This window comes from Streptomyces sp. TLI_105 (assembly GCF_900105415.1).
Classification (GTDB): domain Bacteria; phylum Actinomycetota; class Actinomycetes; order Streptomycetales; family Streptomycetaceae; genus Streptomyces.
Window position 1 is genome coordinate 2,221,018 of sequence record NZ_FNSM01000001.1, and the last position, 22,725, is coordinate 2,243,742.

The 22,725-nt window shown below is 71.6% G+C and carries 17 protein-coding genes; 3 read left to right on the top strand and 14 right to left on the bottom strand.

Annotated elements, in window-relative coordinates; translation table 11 throughout:
• Positions 1 to 44: 44 nt before the first annotated feature.
• The 4 genes from BLW86_RS10035 to miaA form a co-directional block, all read right to left on the bottom strand.
• Positions 45 to 2,198 (bottom strand): RelA/SpoT family protein, encoded by a 2,154-nt coding sequence (locus BLW86_RS10035; RefSeq protein WP_093873713.1) that lies wholly within the window; start codon positions 2,196 to 2,198, stop codon positions 45 to 47.
• A 175-nt stretch (positions 2,199 to 2,373) separates the two neighbouring features.
• Entirely contained in the window at positions 2,374 to 3,252 is an 879-nt protein-coding gene (dapF, locus tag BLW86_RS10040; RefSeq protein ID WP_093873714.1) for a diaminopimelate epimerase, read from the bottom strand.
• 222 nt (positions 3,253 to 3,474) lie between these two features.
• Positions 3,475 to 3,987, bottom strand: coding sequence for a hypothetical protein (locus BLW86_RS10045; RefSeq protein WP_177181928.1), 513 nt, complete (start codon positions 3,985 to 3,987; stop codon positions 3,475 to 3,477).
• 108 nt (positions 3,988 to 4,095) lie between these two features.
• A complete protein-coding gene (gene miaA / locus BLW86_RS10050; RefSeq protein WP_093873715.1) occupies positions 4,096 to 5,034 on the bottom strand; it encodes a tRNA (adenosine(37)-N6)-dimethylallyltransferase MiaA in 939 nt (312 codons plus the stop codon).
• Between the two features lie 256 nt (positions 5,035 to 5,290).
• Here miaA and BLW86_RS10055 point away from each other — a divergent pair, with 256 nt between their 5' ends.
• A complete protein-coding gene (locus tag BLW86_RS10055; RefSeq protein WP_093873716.1) occupies positions 5,291 to 5,548 on the top strand; it encodes an antitoxin in 258 nt (85 codons plus the stop codon).
• Between the two features lie 91 nt (positions 5,549 to 5,639).
• Here the strand turns inward: BLW86_RS10055 and BLW86_RS10060 are convergent, their stop codons facing one another.
• On the bottom strand, positions 5,640 to 6,362 hold the full coding sequence (locus tag BLW86_RS10060; protein WP_093873717.1) for a class III extradiol dioxygenase subunit B-like domain-containing protein: 723 nt from the start codon (positions 6,360 to 6,362) through the stop codon (positions 5,640 to 5,642).
• A 522-nt stretch (positions 6,363 to 6,884) separates the two neighbouring features.
• Positions 6,885 to 8,414, bottom strand: coding sequence for a tRNA (N6-isopentenyl adenosine(37)-C2)-methylthiotransferase MiaB (gene miaB, locus BLW86_RS10065; RefSeq protein WP_093873718.1), 1,530 nt, complete (start codon positions 8,412 to 8,414; stop codon positions 6,885 to 6,887).
• A 482-nt stretch (positions 8,415 to 8,896) separates the two neighbouring features.
• Here miaB and BLW86_RS10070 point away from each other — a divergent pair, with 482 nt between their 5' ends.
• Positions 8,897 to 9,940 carry a class I adenylate-forming enzyme family protein gene (locus BLW86_RS10070; RefSeq protein WP_093873719.1) on the top strand — a complete coding sequence of 348 codons (1,044 nt, stop codon included), beginning with the start codon at positions 8,897 to 8,899 and terminating at the stop codon, positions 9,938 to 9,940.
• On the opposite strand, the gene BLW86_RS10075 is transcribed toward BLW86_RS10070, so the two are convergent.
• The 8 genes from BLW86_RS10075 to BLW86_RS10110 all read right to left on the bottom strand — a co-directional run bounded on the left by BLW86_RS10075 (position 9,928) and on the right by BLW86_RS10110 (position 21,445).
• Positions 9,928 to 11,430: a hypothetical protein gene (locus BLW86_RS10075; RefSeq protein WP_143060242.1), complete on the bottom strand. Its 1,503-nt coding sequence runs from the start codon at positions 11,428 to 11,430 to the stop codon at positions 9,928 to 9,930. The genes BLW86_RS10070 and BLW86_RS10075 overlap by 13 nt on opposite strands.
• A 344-nt stretch (positions 11,431 to 11,774) precedes the next feature.
• Positions 11,775 to 12,869, bottom strand: coding sequence for an NAD(P)/FAD-dependent oxidoreductase (locus BLW86_RS10080; RefSeq protein WP_093873721.1), 1,095 nt, complete (start codon positions 12,867 to 12,869; stop codon positions 11,775 to 11,777).
• Positions 12,870 to 12,917: 48 nt separating this feature from the next.
• On the bottom strand, positions 12,918 to 16,106 hold the full coding sequence (locus BLW86_RS10085) for a non-ribosomal peptide synthetase (RefSeq protein ID WP_093873722.1): 3,189 nt from the start codon (positions 16,104 to 16,106) through the stop codon (positions 12,918 to 12,920).
• A 55-nt stretch (positions 16,107 to 16,161) separates the two neighbouring features.
• Positions 16,162 to 17,430: a cation:proton antiporter gene (locus tag BLW86_RS10090; RefSeq protein ID WP_093873723.1), complete on the bottom strand. Its 1,269-nt coding sequence runs from the start codon at positions 17,428 to 17,430 to the stop codon at positions 16,162 to 16,164.
• A 194-nt stretch (positions 17,431 to 17,624) separates the two neighbouring features.
• A complete protein-coding gene (locus tag BLW86_RS10095) occupies positions 17,625 to 17,837 on the bottom strand; it encodes an MbtH family protein (protein ID WP_093873724.1) in 213 nt (70 codons plus the stop codon).
• 124 nt (positions 17,838 to 17,961) lie between these two features.
• Entirely contained in the window at positions 17,962 to 19,470 is a 1,509-nt protein-coding gene (locus BLW86_RS10100) for an FAD-dependent oxidoreductase (protein WP_093873725.1), read from the bottom strand.
• Between the two features lie 26 nt (positions 19,471 to 19,496).
• On the bottom strand, positions 19,497 to 19,754 hold the full coding sequence (locus tag BLW86_RS10105) for a phosphopantetheine-binding protein (RefSeq protein ID WP_218138014.1): 258 nt from the start codon (positions 19,752 to 19,754) through the stop codon (positions 19,497 to 19,499).
• A 50-nt stretch (positions 19,755 to 19,804) separates the two neighbouring features.
• The gene (locus BLW86_RS10110) at positions 19,805 to 21,445 is read right to left on the bottom strand and encodes a (2,3-dihydroxybenzoyl)adenylate synthase (protein ID WP_093873727.1); all 1,641 of its coding nucleotides are present in this window, start codon (positions 21,443 to 21,445) and stop codon (positions 19,805 to 19,807) included.
• Positions 21,446 to 21,583: 138 nt separating this feature from the next.
• Between BLW86_RS10110 and BLW86_RS10115 the strand changes: the two genes are divergently transcribed.
• Positions 21,584 to 22,705: an isochorismate synthase gene (locus tag BLW86_RS10115; protein WP_093873728.1), complete on the top strand. Its 1,122-nt coding sequence runs from the start codon at positions 21,584 to 21,586 to the stop codon at positions 22,703 to 22,705.
• The last annotated feature ends 20 nt before the right edge of the window (positions 22,706 to 22,725 follow it).

Consider the following 22,725-nt stretch of genomic DNA (forward strand, 5'->3'; position numbering starts at 1 on the left):
GTGGGCCCAGGCCACGCGAGTGCCGACCATCCCGAGGAGCGATGTCAGCCCAAGCCCCGCGCATGCCGGGCGCGGCTGACGTCGTACACCCCGGGGACGTCCCGCATGGCCTTCATGAGGGCGGCGAGGCCGGCCGCGTCGGGGAGCTGGAGGGTGTACGTGTGGCGGACCCGCTGCTCGGTGGGCGGCTCGACGTTCGCCGAGACGACGGCGGCGCCGAAGGCGGCGATGGCCTCGGTGAGGTCGGCGAGCAGCCCGGGCCGCCCGAAGGACTCGGCGACGAGGGTGACCCTGCCCTGGGCGGTGTCGCCCCAGCGGACGGTGACGGGCTCGCGGCCGAGACCGCGCATGGCGTCGGCGGCCGAGCAGCGGGCGCGGTGCACGGTGACCGATCCGCCGCGTACCCGGAAGCCGGTGATCTCGTCGGGCGGTACGGGGGTGCAGCAGCCCGCCGGACGGACGGCCGCGGGCGGCTCGCCGTCGAGGTCGGCGTGGAGTTCGGCGCCGGAGCGGCGGTCGGCGGGGACGTTGACCTGCGGGCGGGGGTCGGTGAGGGCGGGGGGCGCGGCGCTCTCGGGGTGGGCCCGGAGCCAGCCGGTGATCGCGATCCGGGCGGCGGGGGTGCGGGCGTGGTCCAGCCACTCGGGGGACGGCCCGGAGACGGTGTCCTGGGCGAGCAGCAGCTGGACGGTGTCGCCGTCGCCGAGGACGGTGCTCAGCGGTGCGAGGCGGCCGTTGACGCGGGCGCCGAGGCAGGCGTGGGCGGCCTCGCCGTGCTGCGCGTACGCGGCGTCGACGCAGCTGGCGCCGGCGGGCAGGCTGATCGTGCCGGGGGCGCTGCCGTCGGCGCGGAAGACGGTGATCTCGTCGTCCTCGGCGAGGTCGGCGCGGAGCGAGGTCCAGAAGGTGTCGGGGTCGGGGGCGGACTGCTGCCAGTCGAGGAGGCGGGAGAGCCAGCCGGGGCGGGTGGGGTCGACGCGCTCGCCGTCGTCCGGCTGCGGGAGGCCGGCGGCCGGGGCGGTGCCGTCCGGTTCCTGGCCCACGTGGGGGTTGCCGAGGGCGACGACTCCGGCCTCGGCGACCTTGTGCATGCGGTGAGTCCGGATGAGGACCTCGGCGACGGCGCCGTCGGGGGCCGCGATCGCGGTGTGCAGCGACTGGTACAGGTTGAACTTGGGGGCGGCGATGAAGTCCTTGAACTCGGAGATCACCGGGGTGAAACAGGTGTGGAGCTCGCCGAGGACCCCGTAGCAGTCGGCGTCCTCGGCGACGAGGACGAGGAGCCGCCCGAAGTCGCAGCCGCGCAGTTCGCCGCGCTTGAGGCGGACGCGGTGGACGGAGACGAAGTGCCGGGGGCGGACGAGGACCTCGGCGTCGATGTCGGCCTCGCGCAGGACGGCGGTGACCTGCTCGGCGACGGCGCCGAGCTCGTCGGCGGCGCCGGGGTTGTCCGCGACGAGCGCGCGGGTGGTCTCGTACTCCTCGGGGTGGAGGATCGCGAAGACCAGGTCCTCCAGCTCGGTCTTGAGGGCCTGGACGCCGAGCCGCTCGGCGAGCGGGATGAGGACGTCCCGGGTGACCTTGGCGATCCTGGCCTGTTTCTCGGGGCGCATCACGCCGAGGGTGCGCATGTTGTGGAGGCGGTCGGCGAGCTTGATCGACATGACCCGGACGTCGCTGCCGGTGGCGACGAGCATCTTGCGGAAGGTCTCGGGCTCGGCGGCGGCGCCGTAGTCGATCTTCTCGACCTTGGTGACGCCGTCGACGAGGTAGGCGACCTCGTCGCCGAACTCGCGGCGCACCTGATCGAGCGTCACCTCGGTGTCCTCGACGGTGTCGTGGAGGAGGGAGGCGGTCAGGGTGGTGGTCTCCGCGCCGAGTTCGGCGAGGATGAGGGTGACCGCGAGCGGGTGGGTGATGTACGGCTCGCCGCTCTTGCGGAACTGGCCGCGGTGCGAGGACTCGGCGAGGACGTACGCCCGGCCGAGCACCGTCAGGTCGGCCTCGGGATGGTGGGCCCGGTGCGCCTCCGCCACGTGGCTGATGGCGTCGGGCAGCCGGTCGCGGGGCGCCGGTCCCGCGGTGGCGTTCAGCAGGGCGGCGCGGCCGAGGCGGCGCAGGTCGATCCTGGCCCGTCCGCGTCTGCGGACGGTCACGTCGGTGGGGGCGGCCTCGGGGTTGGTGGCCTCTGCGCTCATGGGGCACCTCCGGCAACATCGACCGGCGGTGGGCGGGCCAGGCGTGCCCGGGGGGCCGGTGCTTGATGCTACCGACCCCACCACGTGGCGCAGTCACGCTCTCGCTCAGCGTGAAACGGATCACCCATTCGAGCGACAAATCAGTCGTTGACAGTTTCGATTTCGTCGCGCGCGATCACGTCGCCGAGCTCAGCCACGTCGGATCGACGGTGCCTTCGGCGACAATGACCGCGGGTCCCGTCATGTCGATCCGGCCGTCGGGGTGCTCGGTGATGACGAGGGTCCCGCCGAGCACGTCGACGGTGTACGTGACGGGGGTGCCGCTCTCGGCGGGGTCGACGCCGTCCCGGCGGGCGGTGGCGACGGCGACGGCGCAGGCGCCGGTGCCGCAGGAGCGGGTCTCGGACGCGCCGCGCTCGTGGACCCGCATGGCGACGTGGCGGGGGCCGCGGTCGGCGACGAACTCGATGTTCACCCCGTCCGGGTAGACCGCGGCGGGCTCGTACGGCGGCTCGTCGTACAGGTTCCCCGCGTGGGCGAGGTCCTCGACGAAGGCGACCGCGTGCGGATTGCCCATGTTCACGTTGCGCGCGGGCCAGCTGCGGCCGTCGACGGTGACGGTGACCCCGGCCTCGGGGAGCACCGCGCGGCCCATGGCGACGGTGACGGAGCCGTCCTTGTCCAGGTGGACGTACTTGACGCCGCCCCGGGTGGCGACCGCGACCTCGCCCGCGGTGACGTGCCCCGCGTGCTCCAGGTAGCGGGCGAAGACCCGGACGCCGTTCCCGCACATCTCGGCCACGGAGCCGTCGGCGTTGCGGTAGTCCATGAACCACTCGGCCTCGTCGGCCAGGTGGCGGGCGTCGGGGTGGGCGGCGCTGCGCACGACGTGCAGCAGCCCGTCGCCCCCGATGCCGGCCCGCCGGTCGCAGAGGCGCGCCACGACGGCGGGGGGCAGGTCGACGGCGTTCTCCGCGTCGGGGACGATCACGAAGTCGTTCTCGGTGCCGTGGCCCTTGAGGAAGGGGATCGGCGAGGTCTGCGTGCTGGTCACGCGATCAACTGTACGGGTCGGGCCCGACACCCGACCGCCCCGTCCACGACCCGGCCCTACGGGAAGACCCACGCCCGGGTTCCCCCCACCACAGGCCCGATTCCGCAGGGGGCCGGGCCGGGGCGCGTACGGGACGGGGCCGCGTTCCGCGCGGGGCCCGGTCAGAGCGGGCTTCTGTGGGGCGGGGGCGTGTTCCGAGCGGGCGCGGGTCCGTGCCGGGGCTCAGCGCAGGCGGGCCACGCGCCAGACCGCGAGGGCGACCAGGGCCGCGATCGTCGACACGTACAGGGCGAGGACGCGCCAGTCGGGGCGCTCGCCCGAGCCGCGCTGCGGGAGACCCGGCCAGGTGTAGCCGACCTTGCGGGCGGCCATCATGCCCCAGCCCGCCGCGCAGGAGCTGATCAGCAGTCCAAGCATGGCGACGACGGCGCCGCCGTCACCCGAACCGAAGGCGAGCGGAAAGGCGAACATCAGCGAGCCGACGGCGGCCAGACCCACGATCGGGGCGAGCTGCCAGATCCGCAGCCGGCGCTGGGGGCGCAGCTCGACCTCGACCTCGTCGGCGTCGACCTCGATGGCGGTGCCCACGGCGTCGTCGGGTCCGTCCGGGGTCAGCCCCGGCGTCCCGACGGCGGCGTCGTCCGTCGAATGGCCCGGCGTGTCGCCCGACGGATCCGCCGTCGGGTCACCCAGGGCCGCCTCGTGCTGTTCTCTGTCGCGAGGGCCGGCCTCCATCGCCACGCGCCCTCCCCACTCGGACTCCACTTGGTCGATCGATGCTCGATGATGGCACGCTCATGACCGCCGAAATGACGGACAGTGCGTCCCGATGCCATCACGTGATCAGGCTGTAACCGCTCGTTCGACCAACGAGAGCGCCTCCCGCGGGAGTTCCCCGCGGTGATCGGCGGCTCCGCTGAGCCAGTGCACCCGCGGGTCTCGGCGGAACCACGAGTCCTGGCGGCGCGCGAAGCGCTTCGTGGCCCGCACGGTCTCCGCGCGCGCCTCGTCCTCGGTGCACTCCCCCGCGAGCGCCGCGAGGACCTGCTGGTAGCCCAGGGCGCGGGCCGCCGTGCGTCCCTCGCGCAGTCCCCGCGCCTCCAGGGCGCGCACCTCGGCGACGAGACCGGCCTCCCACATGCGGTCCACGCGCGTGGCGATCCGCTCGTCGAGCTCGGGTCGGGCCACGTCGACGCCGATCTGGACGGTGTCGTAGACGGAGTCGGGGCCCGGCAGGTTGGCGGTGAAGGGCTTGCCGGTGATCTCGATCACCTCCAGGGCCCGGACGATGCGGCGTCCGTTGCTGGGCAGGATCGCGCGGGCCGCCTCGGGGTCCGCCGCGGCGAGCCGGACGTGCAGGGCGCCGGAGCCGCGCTCCTCGAGCTCGGCCTCCAGGCGGGCCCGGACGGCGGGGTCGGTGCCGGGGAACTCGAGGGCGTCGACGGCCCCCCGTACGTACAGTCCGGAACCGCCGACGAGGACCGGGGTGCGGCCGTCGGCGAGCAGCCGGTCGATCTCGGCGCGGGCGAGGCGCTGGTACTCGGCGACGCTGGCGGCCTCGGTCACGTCCCAGATGTCGAGGAGGTGGTGCGGGATGCCGCCGCGCTCCTCCGGCGTCAGCTTGGCGGTGCCGATGTCCATCCCCCGGTAGAGCTGCATGGAGTCGGCGTTGACGACCTCGCCGCCGAGCTGCTGGGCCAGGAATACACCCAGATCGGACTTTCCGGCCGCTGTGGGGCCGACGACGGCGATGACCCGCGGGGCGGGAGCTGCGCTTCTCACCGTCCCAGTCTCGCAAACCTCCCGCCCGGTCCCCGAACGAGCTGCGGAACGGGCCCGTCCGGCTCCGTCGCCCGGGGCGGGGCTCCGGACGTGGACCACCCCGGATCCCGGCCGCCGATCACCGCGGCGCCCCTTCCGTCCGAGTACTCTATGGAGTGGTTATGGGCGTTTTTGCAATCTTTCGCCGAAAGAAGCAAGTCGCGGAACGCACTACACGGAACACGGACCCCACAGGTTCGCGGAGGGAAGGTGCTCCATGGGTCTCATGGATTCGCTGAAGGCCAAGCTCGCCCCGGCCAAGGACAAGGTCGCCGACCTCGCGCAGCAGCACGGCGAGAAGATCGACCACGGTCTGGACAAGGCCGCGAAGCTGGTCGACGAGAAGACCAAGGGCAAGTACAGCGACAAGATCCACACCGGTACGGACAAGGCGAAGGGCGCCATCGACCGGATCGGTCACAAGGACGACGGCACGCCCGGGAGCGGTGGCACGACGCCGCCGCCGGCCGCCTGACGGCCACGTCGTCCGGCAGTCCCTCCGCACGGCGGACGGCCGCGGAGCATCGCGCTCCGCGGCCGTCCGCCGTTCTCGTTCCTGCCGTCCCTCAGGACCAGGCCGCGACGAAGTACCCCACGCCGTACGGGGCGTCCTCGAAGAGCAGCCGGCCGTCGAGCCCGGCACCCTCCGCGGCGCCCGCCAGCACCTGCCAGGGGGCGCGGCCGGCCGCCTTCAGCTCGGACGCGAGCCCGGCGTCCAGCGCGAGCAGCGCCGCCACGTCGGCCGTCCCCAACGCCCGGGCCGCCTCCGCGTCGAAACCGGCGGCCCGCTCGTCCAGGTAACCGGGGGCCTTCACCGTCCGGCAGGCACTGCCGTCGCCCAGTACGAGGAGGGCGACGCGCTCGGCGGAGGCGGCGAGCTCCCGGCCGGTCCCGGCGCAGACGGCCGCCGCCGTCGAGGCGGCCACGCCCAGGCCCTCGACCGGCGCGTCGGCCCAGTCGGCGCGGGCCAGGAGCCAGGCGCCGACGGCGAGGGAGAGGGGCAGGGGGCGGCTGTCGCCGCCCTGGGGGCGGGGCGGCTCCGCGCCGAGCCGCACGGAGAGGTCCACGCCGAAACCGGCGAAGGAGCCCGTCGCGCCGGCCGGGTAGCCGCCGTGCGCGCCCTCGTCGGCGGGCCCGACGACGTACAGCCGGTCGGGACGGGCGGCGGCGAGCAGCCCGACGGCATCCGCGCACGCCGCACGCGCGGCGTCCAGCTCCGGGGCGGCACCGGTCGCGACGTCGGGGACGAGGAGTGGGGGGCTGGGACAGACGGCTGCGGCGACAAGCATGATCCGCAGCCTACTGGGCGGGGGCGTGGCGCTTCGAGGCCGTGGGCGGCGGTTGCGCGCGGCGGCGCGTGCGGGGCAGCCGCTTCCGCGCCCCCCCGTTGTGGGCGCGCCGGCCGGGGCGGTGCCCCCACCCCCGTTGTGGGCATGCGTTCCGCTGGGGCGAGGGGGGTCCCCCTGCTCGAGCGAAGCCGAGAGCTTGGGGGAGGGTGGGCACAACGGAACGGCGCCCCTTGCCGGGCCCAGGCTCCCGCGCCCTGACCTGCACCGACCTGTGCGCCGCACGCGTGGCGCGGGTCCAGGCGCGGAACGCGGAGGCGCCGCTAAGGGCGCCGTCCCGTGTGCCCACCCGTCCCGCCCCAACGGGACGACTGCCCACACGGGCGGGGGGCGGGGGCACCGCCCCGTGGGCGCGCGCCCACGAGGGTGCGGGAGAGGCACCGCCCCGCGGGCGCGCGCCCGTACGGGGGGGTGCCCCGTCGCGCGGCAGGTGGGCGGGGTGGTGGCCCCGGGCCGGTCGTGGGGTCAGTGGTTGCCGCAGGCCGGGGCCGTCGGGGTCGGGAGGGGGGCCGGGGCGCCGATCGTCGGGAGGCCGAGGAGGACGCCCGCCGGCTTCACCGCCGCGGCCGCCGTGCGCTTCTCCCAGGCGTCGCCCGCGCGGGTGCGGCGGACGGCGGCCACGGGGCCCTCGGCGAGCAGGTGGTGGGGGGCCGCGTAGGTGATCTCGACGGTCACCACGTCACCCGGGCGGACCTCCTCGTCCGGCTTCGTGAAGTGGACGAGCCGGTTGTCGGGGGCGCGGCCGGAGAGGCGGTGGGTCTCGCCGTCCTTGCGGCCCTCGCCCTCCGCGACCATGACCTCGAGGGTGCGGCCGACCTGCTTCTTGTTCTCCTCCCAGGAGATCTCCTCCTGGAGGGCGACGAGGCGCTCGTAGCGCGCCTGCACGACCTCCTTCGGGATCTGGCCCTCCATGGTGGCCGCGGGGGTGCCGGGGCGCTTGGAGTACTGGAAGGTGAAGGCGTTCGCGAAGCGGGCCTCGCGGACGGTGTGCATCGTCTGCTCGAAGTCCTCCTCGGTCTCGCCGGGGAAGCCCACGATGATGTCGGTGGAGATCGCCGCGTGCGGAATGGCCGCACGGACCTTCTCGAGGATGCCGAGGAAACGCTCCTGCCGGTACGAGCGGCGCATCGCCTTCAGGATCGTGTCCGAGCCGGACTGGAGCGGCATGTGCAGCTGCGGCATGACGTTCGGCGTCTCGGCCATGGCCGCGATGACGTCGTCCGTGAAGTCGCGGGGGTGGGGGGAGGTGAAGCGGACCCGCTCCAGGCCCTCGATCTGCCCGCAGGCGCGCAGCAGCTTGCTGAAGGCCTCGCGGTCGCCCAGGTCGGAGCCGTACGCGTTGACGTTCTGGCCGAGCAGGGTGATCTCGGAGACGCCCTCGGCGACCAGCGCCTCGATCTCGGCGAGGATGTCGCCGGGTCGGCGGTCCTCCTCCTTGCCGCGCAGGGCGGGGACGATGCAGAAGGTGCAGGTGTTGTTGCAGCCGACGGAGATCGAGACCCAGGCGGCGTACGCGGACTCGCGGCGGGTCGGCAGCGTGGAGGGGAAGGCCTCCAGCGACTCGGCGATCTCGATCTGCGCCTCCTCCTGGACGCGGGCGCGCTCCAGCAGGACCGGCAGCTTGCCGATGTTGTGCGTGCCGAAGACCACGTCGACCCAGGGGGCCTTCTTGACGATGGTGTCGCGGTCCTTCTGGGCGAGACAGCCGCCGACGGCGATCTGCATGCCGGGGCGCGCGGTCTTCATGGGGGCGAGCCGGCCGAGGTTGCCGTACAGCTTGTTGTCGGCGTTCTCGCGGACCGCGCAGGTGTTGAAGACGACGACGTCGGCGTCGCCGTCCGCGCCCTTGGGGGCCCGGACGTAACCCGCCTCTTCCAGCAGACCGGAGAGCCGCTCGGAGTCGTGGACGTTCATCTGGCACCCGTAGGTGCGGATCTCGTAGGTCTTGGGTGCTGGAACGTCCACTGCCGGGCTCCGGTCGCTGCTGCTGGTCATGGCTCAAGGGTAGGCGGTTCCCGGAGGCACCACTGCTGCCCTCTCTGCGCAACGCTGCCGCCGCGGACGGCGGGCCCGCCCCTGGTGCGGGCCGGGGCTCAGCGGCGGCAAGCTGCCGGACTGCTGGACGTCGCCTCCCCGGTGTCCACCGCGGGAACCTGTTCGTGCTCATGAGGCAGCTGGTCGGCCCCTGGGCGCCCAGCCTGGTGACGCTCCGTCGAGTTCGTACCATACAGCCGGCTCATACAGATGTTCAGCAGTTCGATACCGGCCATCCATGATGCATCGGGCGAAGGATCCCCCGACAACTCGACCCTTGGCCGGAAAGTCACGACTGGGAGCGGTTGAGGGGGCAAAAACTAGACATTCTCCGACGCGTACTTCAAGCCACATTCCAGGGCACGGACGAGCGGAGCCGCGATGACGGGTCTGGTAGCCTGGCGCCAGGCTGAGCGGTGAGCTCACCACGGGGGGGATTTCTCATGCAATGGGAATCGATAGACCACATCGTCAGGGAGACAGCAGAGAGAAGTCCGGAAACCGCCGCTGTCCTAGGTGACGGCTTTCTCATTGACTACGCGTCGCTGGACGACGGGGCGGACTATCTCGCCGAGGCGATCGAGTCGATGGGCGTATCGCCACTCGACCGTGTGGGCGTATACATCAGGTCCGGATACGAGTTCCTGGTCACCGTGCTGGCCCTCTCTCGAGTGGGTGCGATCCCCGCACTCCTCGACGTCCTGGACGATCCGGGGTCCATGCGGCGAATCCCGACGGAAGCGGGATTGCGCTTCATCATCACGCATGGCGCGGATGCCGCCCTCGTCGAGGAAGTGTTCTCCGACGACGAAGAGCCCGGCGCCGTTCCCGGAGCGCCGGATTTCGCTCTCATCGCACGTGAACCTGCGCAATCGACCGAAACCGATGAACCGGGGATCATTTTCTTCACCGCCCGCGACCGGGAACCGGTCTTCGTGTCGCACGCGGCGATGCTGGAAAACGTGCGGGAAATCGCCGGTGGAGTGAGTCTGTCGGCACGGGACACCGTCGCGATAACGGAGTCGATGGCCTCGCAGGAGTCGATCGCGGTGGGCTTCAGCGCCTTCCTCGTCGGAGGCAGTCTCTCGCTGGGCCGGACGCTCCGCCTTGCCGAGGCACCGCAGACGGACATGGCTGATTCGAGTCCCGTGGACATGCTCGCCTCGGCACGTCGGCGGCTGCTCGGCCCGCTCGACGCCTCACACCTCGCCGTGCCGTCCCCGCCGCAGCTGCGCGCGATCGTCGGCGGCAACGGACTCCTCCCGAACGGCTGCGACCACCGGTTCGGGACAGTCCGCCACGGAACCTGTTCCCACACCAGGGAGATGACGGCGGAGGCGCAGCTCTACGCCGTCGACCTCACTGCCGGCAGAGTGTGGGTCGACCACCACACGGGCGCCGTGTTCGACGAACTCGACGAGCCGTACCCCCTCGGTCTCCACCTGCGCACGCAGCATCGCGGCGGGCTCGGATCTCAGCTGACCTGAGGAGGCCGCTCGGCCGCGGAGGCCAGCGCGTCCACGATCTCCGGTTCGCGTCGGCGGTCCAGCGTGGCACGGACCTCCTCGAGCGAGACGTCCTTCTCCAACCACACGGCGTGGGCGAGGGCGGCCAGGAGGTCGGTGTCCGTCAGCGTCGGATCGTCGGCGTGGGAATGGCCCGTCATCGCCAGCGCGGCGCGCAGGCCGGTGCCCGACTTGCGCAGTGGCTCCACGTCGAACTCGTCACCGGGGCGGAACGTCAGGAAGACGATGTCCCCGACTTGCGCCCCCACGTCCTGGAGGAAGCGTTTGATCGTCCCGGTCCGGGCCTGGACCGAGGACCAGACGATCTCCTGCGGGCCCAGTCGGCTCGCGAGGGACTTCGACGAGTTGGGTCCCACACCGAGCAGGCCGGCCAGCCCGGACGGAAGGCTGAACGACGACCCGCGCTTGTGCTGATTGTTGATCGTCATGCGGAAGCGCAGGATCTCGCCCTCGCGGTACAGCCGTGGCGTTCCCTGGGGACTCCGGCCCGGCTTGCGCACTGCGCTTCGGAAGGAGACGACATTGTTGGTCTGGCGGAATTCTCCGGCGGAGGCGTAGGTCCGGATGCTGGCCTCGCTCACGTCGTATCGCGAGCGAATGGAATCGATCAGCTTGTCCAGCTCGATCTGACCGCCGCTCTCCGTGACGAGGTGGGCGATCTGCTGACGGATCGGCATGTACTCCGGCAGCCCCCAACGGGTGAGCGCCCATTCGGTCCGGTCCGACTTCATGAACCGCTCGTCCGCCACGAGCGCGTTGCGCACGGCCGCGCTCGTCCGCTTCGGCTGGAGTTGCCCGTGGATCGCGTCGAGCGTCCTCGGTTCGCCGGCGACGCCCAGGACCCCGGCGACATGGTCCTCAAGGGTGGAGGTACGGATGAGGACGTGGTCATCGATCATGGTGTGACCACAGCGGGTGAGCCAGCGCGCCGCTTCCTCCTGCGGCATTGAGAGCTCGTGGGCGACGACGCCGAGCGGCACGACCCCTTCGGGTGAGGCATGGGCGTCGAGGACGTCCGCGGTGGATCTGACGGCGTCGTCCGCGTCGGGGGCGAGGACCCAGCCCTCCCAGACCTCGAACTTGGTGCCCACCGCAGCGAGGGCGCCGATCACCGGAACGCCGACACTCTCCACCAGAGCGCTCATCTCCGGTCGTTGCGTGGCCAGGCGGCTGACTTCGGCGACGCAGGGAACGTTGTCGACGATCCAGCGTGCCGCCTCGGCGACGGGCACGGACGCGAAGAAGGCGATCTTGAGGTTCTTCCGCACCTGGTGATCGATCTGGCCTGTGCGCTCCCGGGAGACGCCGATCGCCTGTCCGAGACGGGCGAGGGAGGCCGGCCGGGCGGAAAAGATCCGTTCACGGCACAGCACGAGTTCTCGAGGTCCCAGCGCCCGGAAGATCTCATCCAGGGCATCGGCCACCCCCGAGTGGTGCATCGGCTCAGACACAGTCACTTCCCTCACCCCTACGACGAACCCTGCGCACCCGCACGGTTCAGACCAACTCGGAGCTCCCCCAGCACCATCATCTCTCAGTCGATGAGCCGGCGTCGCTCCATCAGTGATCCGTATGAACAGCGGAATGGAACCAGGTTGCCGCCGAGGACATCGGCGGCCCTCCGCTCGCGAGCGGAACCGCGGTGTGGGGTGAAGTTATGAGGGTTCACTGGAGAGAGTCGAGGGAGCGATGCTTGAAGCAGATGCGACGGTCGATCATCTGCCTCAATTTCCGACGAGATTCAACTAAGTCAGCCGAGCCTATCACCCCCTCTCAAGGAATGGCCAGTTTTTGGTCAAATCTTCATACCCAGTGGAACCTCTGCCCTCGGCGCCCGGGTGTCCATGCGCGCTGCCTCCAACGTGCTGCGGTACGCGGGCAGGAGGGTGTCCAGCCGCTGTTCGGCGAACCGTTTCAGAGCGATGCTCAGCGACTCCGGGTCCCGCAGGTCTTCACCCACGCAGTCGGCCAGAAGCTGCGCCTGGCAGAAGGCGTCGGTGATGCCCCGAGCGGTGATGGAGTCCTTGTGGTGGCCCGCGTCACCGACCAGCACCCAGCCGGGTCCCTGGGCCTCGCGGAAGAAGTTGCGCTGGTCTCCGGTGCCGTGCACGTGCTCCAGCCGGCGGCCCGCCGCCATCTCCTCGCGCACCTCGGGCGCCGTCGTCCCGACCTGCGTGAGCAGCGCGTTGAGGGCGTCGCCCCGTACGGCCGCGAACTGCGCCTGCCGGAAGTACGCGGCGACCAGGGTCGCCCCGTCGTTGGTGGGGATGGTGGCGACCCAGCGGCCGGGGGCCTCGAAGGTGCGCAGCCGCGGGGGAAGGTCGGACCAGAAGGTGTAGTACACGCAGGTGTGGTGCGGGTCCTGGAGCAGGACGGGAGCGCGTACCCCGGCCGCCACCGTGGAGCGCATACCGTCCGCACCCACCACGAGGTGGGCGCGTTCGGTGTGCTCCGCCCCGCCCTGCACCGAGCCGGTCCTGACCCCGACGACCCGGCCGTCCTCGAACAGCAGGTCGTTGACGGAGGTGTTGGGGCGGTACTCGACCCCGGCGTCGACGGCGGCGCCGATGAGGATCGGGTCGAGGAGCCGGCGGCGGGGCGCGTACGCGGCGTGGACACCGCCCGTGCGGTCCGGGGTGCCCTCGAGCACCGTTTCCCCGGCCGTGTGGCGGATCCGTTCCAAGGGCGGACAGCCGGTGGCCACGAGCTCGGGCAGCACGTTCCAGCGGTGCAGCGCGGCGACCCCGGACTGGTGGATGTAGAGGGTGGACAGGGCGTCCCTGACGACCCGGTCCCGATCGACCATGAGGACCCGGTAACCGGCCCGGGCCATGAGCATCGCGGTGGAGGCGCCCGCGATCCGGGCACCGACCACGATCACGTCATACACGACGACCTCCTTGTTCCGCCGGTGTCACGGCGGTTGCGCCGATGTGGGTCATGCGGCCGTGCGGGGCAGGTCCAGCCGGCCGGCGAGAGAGGCGACGGTCGGGTTGTCGAAGAGGGTCCGGAGCGAGATGTCCGTACCGAACTCCTGGTTCACGCGCAGGACGATCCTGGTCGCCAGCAGCGAGTGCCCCCCGAGCTGGAAGAAGTCGTCGTCGGCGCCGACGCGCGACAGGCCGAGGACGTCCTCGAAGATGCGGGCGATCCCGGTCTCCAGGTCGCCGGCCGGCGGGCGGCTGGTCTCGACGGCCTCGTAGTCGGGCTCGGGCAGGGCGCGCCGGTCGAGCTTGCCGTTCGGGGTCATCGGGATGCGGTCGAGGGTGACCACGAACGAGGGGACCATGTGGTCGGGCAGGTTCTCCCGGGTCGTCCGGACGACCTTCTCCGCGAGGCCGTCGAGGTCCGCGCCGGCGTCCGGCACCACGTAGGCCACGAGGACGAGTGCGCCGCTCGGCGCGGTCCTCGGGACGACCACGCAGGGGCCGACGCCGGGGGCCTTCGCGACGACCGCCGCGATCTCGGCGAGTTCCACGCGGAAGCCGCGGATCTTGATCTGGTCGTCGTTGCGGCCGAGATAGACGATGGTGCCGTAGTCGGACCACATCGCGAGGTCACCGGTGCGGTAGAGGCGCTCCCCCGGCTCTCCGTACGGGTTGGCGACGAACCGGGAGGCGGTCAGGGCCGGCTGGTTGTGGTAGCCGTTGGCCAGCTGCGCGCCGGCCAGGTACAGCTCTCCGGGGACACCGGCCGGGACGGGCTGGAGGAACCGGTCGAGGATGTAGCCGTCGCACTCGGCGGCCGGCCGGCCGAGGGGTTCGATGCCGCCGTGGACGGCTGAGTCGGAGCGCAGGTCGACCCGGTGGAAGGTGAGCTCTCCGGTCTCGGTGGGGCCGTAGGTGTTCCACGCGGTGATGCCGAGCCGCTCGCCGAGTTCCAGCGCCAGGCTCCTGGGCAGGGCCTCTCCCGAGCAGACGACGTGCCGCAGCGCGAGCTGCGCGGGGTCCGGCTCCGACTCGAGGAACGCCTGGAGCATCGACGGCACGAAGTTCGCCAGGGTGATGGACTCGTCGCGCATCAACTGCGCGAGGTGGACCGGGTCTCCGTGCCGTCCCGGCTCGGCCAGCACGACGACGGAGCCCGAGGTGAGCGTCCAGAAGATCTCGGTGACCGACACGTCGAAGCTGATCGGGGCCTTCTGCAGCACCCGGTCACGGGAGGACAGGGCGAACAGCTGGGACTGGCCCCAGCGGATCCGGTTCACGATCGAGCGGTGGGACAGGACGACCCCCTTGGGCCGTCCCGTCGTGCCGGAGGTGTAGATCACGTAGGCCGGTGCCTGCGGGTGGAGGCGACCGCCGCGGTCCGCTTCGGTGACCGGGGCGGCCGACCGGGCGGCGATCTCGGTGGCGATCGGCAGGTCGTCGACGGTCAGCAGGGAGGTCCCGGGCATGGACGTCAGGATGGGTTCCAGCTTCTTCTGGAACTCGGCCGAGGTGATCACGACCGGCGCCTTGGTGTCCTGGAGCATGTACTCGATGCGGTCGTCCGGGTAGGCGGTGTCGACGGGGACGTAGGCCGCGCCGCAGCGCAGGACCGCGATGAGGGCGACCACGAGGTCGTACGAGCGGGGCAGGGCGACGGCGACGCGGTCGCCCGTGCCGATGCCGGCCGCGAGCAGGTGCCGGCACAGGCGGTTCGCGGACGCGTCCAGCTCCGCGAAGCTGTGGCTCTCACCGCGGAAGACGACGGCGGGATCGGCGCCGGCGCTGCGGAACTGGGCGTCGAGGAGGGACAGCAGGGTGTGCTCGTCGTCCGGGCGCGGGCCGAGGTTCCAGTCGGTGACGACCTGGCGGAGGTCCGCCTCGTCGGCGACGGCGAGGGCTCCGATCCGCTGGTCGTCGGCGGCGCCGAGGATCTTGTCGAAGTAGGCGACGAAGCGGTGCAGATGGCGCTGCACGGAGGCGACGTCGAAGAGGGAGGCGTTGGCGTCGAGGTCGAAGCGCAGGCCGTGGCTGGAGTCGAGGTACGCGGACAGCGACAGGTCGTCGACCGGCCCGGTGGAGAGTCCCTGCTGGACGCCGGTGATCCCGCCGAAGTCCAGGTGGTAGTCGAAGGCCTTGATGTTGATCTGGGATCCCGAGAGCCGGCCGTCGGAACCGACGAGGCCCGCTTCGCGGGCGATGCTCTCCCGGCGGTAGCGCTGGTGGGCGCGGACCTGGCCGACCTCGTCGGCGAACTGCCGGATGGTCTCGGCCACGGTCGCGCGCGGATCGACGTCGACGTGCAGCGGAAGGATGTTGACGGTGACCGCGGGCGTGCTGAACGCCGTGGGGGTGGAGCGGCACATCATGGGGAGGCCCGGCGCTATGTGCTCGGTACCCATGATCTTGGAGAGGTAGGTTCCCCAGCCGGCGATGACGACGTCGCCCCAGGTGACCTTGTGAGCGGCGGCCACCTCGCGCAGGCGGACCTGGGCCTCGTCGCCGAGTTCCACCGTGACGCGGTGGGGCGGCTTGGCGTAGTCGTCGAAGCCCGAGGCCGCGAGGACGCCGGGCACCCTCTGGGCGGAGCGGCCGTCGACCTTCCGGGCCCAGAACGCGCGGTCCTCCTCGTGGGAGGGTTCCGCCTCGGCCTGGATCTCCTCGTCCAGCAGGTCCGCGGTCCGTCCGAACCAGCGGGGGCGGGCCGGGCGGCCCTCCGCGAGGGCGGTGTAGAGCTCCGAGACCCGGCGGGAGACGAGCATCAGCCCGTAGGCGTCGAGGAGGATGTGATGCGACCGGAGGTACCAGACGCCCTCGTTCTCGCCGAGGTGGTAGAAGGCGCTGTGGACGAGGTCGTCCCCGGTCAGCTCGCGCGGCACGGCGAGGTCGGCCCGCATGGCGTCCAGCGCGGCCGTCTTCGGCTCGGGACTGTCACTGAGGTCGTGCACCTCGGTGGTGAGACGGTCGGCGGGGGCGGCGTGCGTGCCGGCGCCCTGCCGGGGCAGGGGGTTGCACAGGACGTCCGATTCCGCGACGGCCGTCCGGACGGCCTCGCCCAGCAGTGCGGGGTCGACGCGCCGGCCGAACCACACGGCCTGACCGATGTTGAAGATGGGACTGTCCGGCACCAGTTGCTGCGCGTACAGGATGCCCTGCTGCGCGCCCAGAAGTGCGAGCGACTCGATCTTGCCGCCGGTCATCGGCGTCCTCCCGTTTCGAAAGTAGTACGAATTCCTGCTGTCAGGTGCGCCTGACTCAGGTCGCGGCCCCGACGGGGACCCGCTCGGCCTGGGCGTCGCGCCCGCGGAGCAGCAGCAGGCAGGGGCCGGTCATGGCCGTGGTGACGAGTGCCATGAGGACCATGGCGAGGAAGAGGGGCGGGGAGAGGATTCCCGCGCTGTATCCGACCTTCAGGACGACCAGCTCGGTGAGCCCGCGGGTGTTCATGAGCACCCCCGCCGTCAAGGACTCCCGGCGTTCCTGCCGGCCCAGCCGCGCGCCGAGGTAGGTACCGCCGATCTTGCTGACCGCGCCCAGGACCACGATGACGGCGACGAGTCCCCACGGGGTGTCGCCGAACCCGGCCGTCAGCACCGTGACGCCGGTGACCACGAAGAACACGGGGACGAGGCCGCGCCCCACGCGCGTCACCGAGGCCACGGCCGACTCCCAGGGCGCGGAGTCGGTGGCCGGAACGGCGAGCCCCAGGAGCACGGCGCCGAAGACCGCCGTCAGACCCAGCCGTTCGGAGGCGAGGGCCGACGCGATCGCCAGAGCGCCGATCGCCAGGGCGGTGCGCCTGCGGGCCCGGGTGACCATGACGGTGCCCAGCCGGGAACCCAGTGCGCGCCGTGCTCCCAGGGCGAGCAGCGCCCCGGCGGCGAAGATCTCCATCGAGCGCAGGAAGCCCGCCGGGCTGCCGGAGGCCAGCCCCACCGCGACGGAGAGCAGGATCCAGCCGGCGATGTCGATGAGGATGGCGGCGAACATGGCCACCCGTCCGGTGACCGATCCCAGCATGCCCCGCTCTTCGAGGATCCTGGCGAGCACCGGTACGGCGGTGATGGACATCGACACGGCGACCATGAGCACGAACGCCGAGGTGGGGGCGTGCCCGCGCACCGCCTGATCCCCCTTCCACGCCAGCCATCCGGCGAGCAGCGCCCCGGTCGCCAGGGGAAGGGCGAACGCGCCCAGGGCGACCGGGCCGGCGGCCTGGCGCACCGTCCGCTGCACGCCCAGGCGGAGCTTGTGGGTGGTCCCGACCAGGAACAGCGCGAGGCCGCCTTCGGAGACGAGCTTGAGCGTGTCGAGCATGTTGGCGGGCAGCAGGCTGTGGAGCGCGTCGCCGCCGAAGAGGCCCACGACGAGCGGTCCGGCGAACAGGCCGGCCATGATCTCGCCGACGACCTCCGGCTGACGCAGCAGCCGTGCCGCCGCTCGCCCGAGCATGGCGAGCAGGAGGATGGCCAGCAGGGTCGCCGCCAGCCGTGCGGTGAAGGTGACGCCGTCGGCGACGCCCATGGGTACCGTCCTTTCGGGTTCGGGATGCCGTCGTGTGCGGTCGGCGGCCGGTGTGCCTCGCACGGGCGCCCGGTCGTTCCCCGGGCGGCGGACCGCTGTCCACCGCCCGGGCGGCACGCCTCGGTGGACGGACAGGAGCCGTCCTGTCCGTCGCGCGGGACATGCCGCTCACGACCCTTCCGGGGCCGCCCGGGTCATGCGGTCCGGGACGCCTCGACGAGGCTCTTCGGCCGCATGTCGGTCCAGTTCTCCTCGATGTGCGCCAGGGCCTCCTGCCGCGTGGCATCCGCCAGCACGGCGGTCCAGCCCGCCGGGGCCGGCACGAACGCGGGCCACAGGGAGTACTGCTTCTCCTCGTTGACGAGGACGTGGAACGTGCCTTCAGGGTCGTCGAACGGGTTGTTCATGGTCGGTTCCCCCAATGAAACGGGTCGGGCATCACGAGCGGGCGGACCGCGCGGTGTTCGGCCGCGGCCGGCGCGGCGGTCGGCCTCTTCGGCCGACCGCCGGCGCCTCGCGTCACCGGGCGGGTCAGCCGGCCACCGGGACCGGCTCCGCCCACCCGAGGCCGTCGCCGGTCGGCACGAGACCGCCCTCGAGCAGCGGCGGTTCGATCACTTCGGTGGCCTCGCCGCTGTTGGCCTGCAGGGCGTTCATCTCCTCCATGACGTCCCGCACCACGGGGGCCGAGAAGAGGTGCTTCATGCGCTGACCGGAGTCCGTGTCCATGCCGCCGGTCCGCTCCGCGGCCAGGGCGAGGTCCTCGGCCGAGCGCGCGAACCGCTCGGCCACCTGCGCGCCCTCGGTCAGGACGCGCTCCTGGGAGTACCCGCCGGCCACCAGCGAGACGAACGACTCGAAGGACGACTCGGACAGGTTGGTGACCTTCCGGGCCTGCCAGAAGTAGGAGTCCTCGGCCTGGTCCATGTGGTAGAAGGACGAGAGGAACTCGTAGAAGACCGAGTACTCGCGCCGGTAGCGGCCCTCGAACTCGGCGAACGCCCGCTCCTCGGAGACGCTCTTGTCGAGCACGCTGTTCAGGGAGCGCGCCGCGAGCACGCCGGCGTACGTCGCCAGGTGGACGCCCGTGGAGAACACCGGGTCGATGAAGCAGGCCGCGTCGCCGATGAGCACGATGCCGGGGGCGTGGAAGCGGGTGTTGGCGTAGGAGTAGTCCTTACGGATGCGGACCTCCCCGTACATGCTGTCGTCGTCGACCCGCTTGGCGTCGTTCATCATGTCCTTGACGTAGGAGCTGCGGCCGATGAACTTCATCAGCGCGGCTTCCTTGTCGCCCTGGATCTGGGACGCGTTCTCACGGCTGATGACGGCGCCGACGCTGGTCAGGTCGTCGGTGAGCGGGATGTACCACAGCCAGCCCTCGTCGAACGCCTCGCAGAGGATGTTGCCGCTGTTGGGCTCGGGCAGCCGGCCGCCGCCGTTGAAGTAGCCGAAGACGGCGACGTTCTGGAAGTGCTCGGAGTACTTGCGCTCACCGCCGGTCGCACGCCACAGGCTGCTCCGGTTGCCGGAGGCGTCCACCACGTAGGCCGCCGAGATCTGGTGCTCGCCGCCGTCCGCGTCGCGGTAGGACACGCCGGTGACCCGGCCGTCGGCCTGGAGGGCGCCGGTGACGTCGCACTCCTCGCGGACGTCCACGCCGTTGCGGGCCGCGTTGCGCAGCAGGATCTCGTCGAAGCGGGCCCGCTCCACCTGATAGGCGTTGGAGGTGGGGCCGGAGAACTCGGGGGAGATGGAGAAGAGGAAGTTCCACGGGACCGGGTTGGTCCCCCAGCGGAAGCTGCCGCCGCGCTTGTACATGAAGCCGGCCGCCTCCATCTCCTCGGTCACGCCGAGCAGCTTGCAGACACCGTGCACCGTGGCGGGAAGCAGGGACTCGCCGATCTGGTACCGGGGGAACTTCTCCTTCTCCAGGAGGACGACCGAGTGGCCCCGGCGCGCCAGCAGCGTCGCGACGGTCGATCCGCCCGGCCCTCCACCGACGACGACGACATCGACCTGCTCGTTGCGGTTTTCCATGTGCTCGGTTCCTATCCTGGTTCGGTTCAGCGGGCGGTCTGGGCGTCGGCGGCCACGTCCACGGAGAACTCGGCGAGCCATGCGCCGAGCGTCGGCGACGAGGCCAGGGCCACGAAGTCCGCGCCCTGGACCCCGGCGGCCCTCCACTTCTCGACGAGGGTCATCAGCCGGATGGAGTCGAGCCCCGCGTCACGCAGATTGGTGTCGTCGGCGATCTGCTCGGGGTCGAGGCCGGTCGCCTCGGCGATGTCGGCCCTCATCTGCTCGCGGCTTATCGTGGGCATGCGGGGGGTTCCTCTCTGGTCATGGTGGTGATGTGGCGGGGAGGCTGGGTTCAGCCGCGCAGGATGGCGCGGAGGTCGGCCCGGCTCGCCTTCCCGACCTTCGTCTTGGGAAATTCCTGGACGACCCTGACCTCGTCGGGCAGCTTCCAGTCGGCCAGACCGTTCTGCCGCGCGAAGGTGCGCAGGTCCGTCAGGGACGGAGCGGTGTCCGCGGCGCTCGGGACGACGAAGACGCAGGTGCGTTCGCCGAGCATGTCGTCGGCCATGCCGACCGCGATCACATCGTCGACCAGCGGATGCTTCAGCAGGTGCTGTTCCAGCTCCTCCGGTGAGAGCTTCTCGCCGCTGCGGTTGATGAAGTCGCCCGAGCGCCCGACGACGACGAGGTTCCCGTCGGGTCGGATGCTGACGATGTCGCCGGTCCGGTACCAGCCGTCGTCGGTGAAGGAGCGGCGGTTGGCGGCGGGATTACGGAAGTAGCCGCGGATCGTGTAGGGGCCTCGGGTCAGCAGATGGCCGGATGCGCCGGCTTCGACCGGCCTGTCGTGGTCGTCGACCACGAGCAGCTGGTCCCCGTCGGACATCGGCCGGCCCTGGGTGGCGACCGCGATGTCCTCGGGGTCGTCCAGGCGGGTGTAGCAGACCAGGCCCTCGGCCATCCCGAACACCTGTTGCACGGAGGCGCCGAGAGCGGGCCTGATCCGTGCGGCCAGTTCGGCCGGGCAGCGCGCGCCGCCGATCTGGACGACCTGAAGCGTGTCGAGTTCCGGAGCGGCCGACTGCTCGGCCGTGTTGACCCACACCCGGGCGAGCGGCGGTACGAGTGCGGTGATGGTGGTGCCGGTCTCCTTGATGAACGCGAAGGCCGAGGACGGGCTCGGGTCCTCCGTCAGTGCCACCGTGCCGCCCGCCACCAGCGCGCCGAGGATGCCGGCGGAGCTGAGGGTGAAGTTGTGGGAGGCCGGCAGCACCGCCAGGTAGACCGACGACTCGTCGATGCCGCACACCTCGATGCTGCGCCGCACGCTGTAGAGGTAGTCGTCGTGGGTGCGCGGGATGAGCTTGGGAAGTCCGGTGCTGCCCCCGGAGAGCTGGAGCAGGGCCACCGCGTCGGCGGACGGCGCGGGGAGCTCCGCCGCGGGCGGGTAGAGGTCGTCGAGGTCCGCGCCGGCCGTCGAGACGGCACGCGCCGTCGCGGGTCCGGCCGCTATCACGTGACGCAGTGACGGCACGTCTTGCCGTATCCGCTGTGCCAGGTCGAGGTAGGAGAAGCCGTCCCCGTCCCGCGCGACGATGAGGGCCACCGCCGAGCTGGCTTCTGCGATCGCGGCCAGTTCGGCGTGCCGGTGGGCGGGAAGGCACATGACGGGTACGGCGCCGAGCCGGAACAAGGCGTACAGCGCCTCGAGGAACTCGGCCCGGTTGGGTATCTGGAGCAGTACCCGGTCGCCGGGCCGGATGCCCAGGTCCCGCAGCCCGGTCGCGAACGACGAGGCCGCCTCGTCCAGTTGACGGTAGGTCAAGGTCCGGTGACGGTCGCGGACCGCGCGCCGCTCGCCCGATTCGGCCGCCCGGCGCGCGAGCAGCTCGCCGAAGGTCAGGCCCGCCCAGTAACCGGAACTCCGGTACGAGGCGGCCTCTTCCGCCGGCCAGGGGACGAAATCTCCGCTGGTCCACGCACTGTGCGACATGCCTGCCCTTCCGCGGGGGTGGGTGGGTTCGGTTGCCGACGGCGGCGTCCGTCGACGACTTCACCATACCGCAGCAGGTCGCTCACATGATAGTCTAGTTTTATGACGATCCCAGTGACTGGGACGACGGGGGAAGGTATGGCACGTCAGCAGGCCACTCCCTTCGTTCTCTCGAAGCGGCATCAGTCGATCCACGCACCTGGCTCCCTCGACGCGTTCGATGACGCGTACGAGGCCGCCACGCGGCTGAGGGAAGGACGCATCCCGGCCGTCGTCGGTGCCCTTCCGTTCGACCTGAGGTCTCCCGCCGCTCTCACCGTTCCCGCCGCGCTCCACCGCCTCCCGGGGCCGTGGTTCGCCCCCGCCTCTTCCGACTCCGTTCCCGAGTGCGTCGTCCTCGACCGCCTCCCTTCTCCTGACGACCATGTCCAGGCCGTCGGTTCTGCGGTGCGCCGTCTGCGCGCGTCCGACGATCCGCTGACCAAGGTGGTACTGGCGCGCTCGCTCGTCCTCGGCGCCGATCGACCCATCGCACCCATGGCCCTGGTGCACACACTCGCGGCCAACGACGCCGCGGGCAACGGCTTTTGCGTGGACCTGACTCCGGCGGGGGCGCCCTACACCGGCCGCGCCCTGGTCGGGTCGAGTCCGGAGCTCCTGGTGCGCCGGGTGGGACGGGAGGTCTCCTGTTTCCCGCTGGCCGGCACCGCCGCACGCTCGGCGGACCCCGATCACGACGCCGCCATCGCCCAGTCCCTGACCCGATCGGTCAAGGACCTCGGCGAACACGCCATCGTGGTCGAGGGACTGCGCAGGTCGCTGGAGGCACTCTGCGAGGACGTCCGGGCCCCGAGCTCGCCGTCACTGGTGGCGGCGCCGGCCCTGTGGCACCTGGGAACGCCCGTGACCGGCACCCTCAGGAGCGAGCGGACCTCCGCTCTCGACCTGGCCCTGGCCCTCCATCCGACCGCGGCGGTCTGCGGCCATCCGCCCGAGGACGCCCGCGACGCCATCGCGCAGATCGAAGGGGACCGCGGTTTCTACGCCGGCGCGGTGGGCTGGTGCGACGCGCAGGGCGACGGCGAATGGATGGTGTCCATACGCTGCGGAGAGCTCGCGGCCGACCGGCGCAGCATCCGGGTCTTCGCGGGCGGCGGCATCGTCGCGCAGTCCGACCCGGAGGCCGAACTCGCCGAGACCTCCGCCAAGTTCACCCCGATGCTGACCGCGCTCGGGGCTACGGAGTACGCCTCCGTATAGCAGGACGCGGCCCGCTGTCG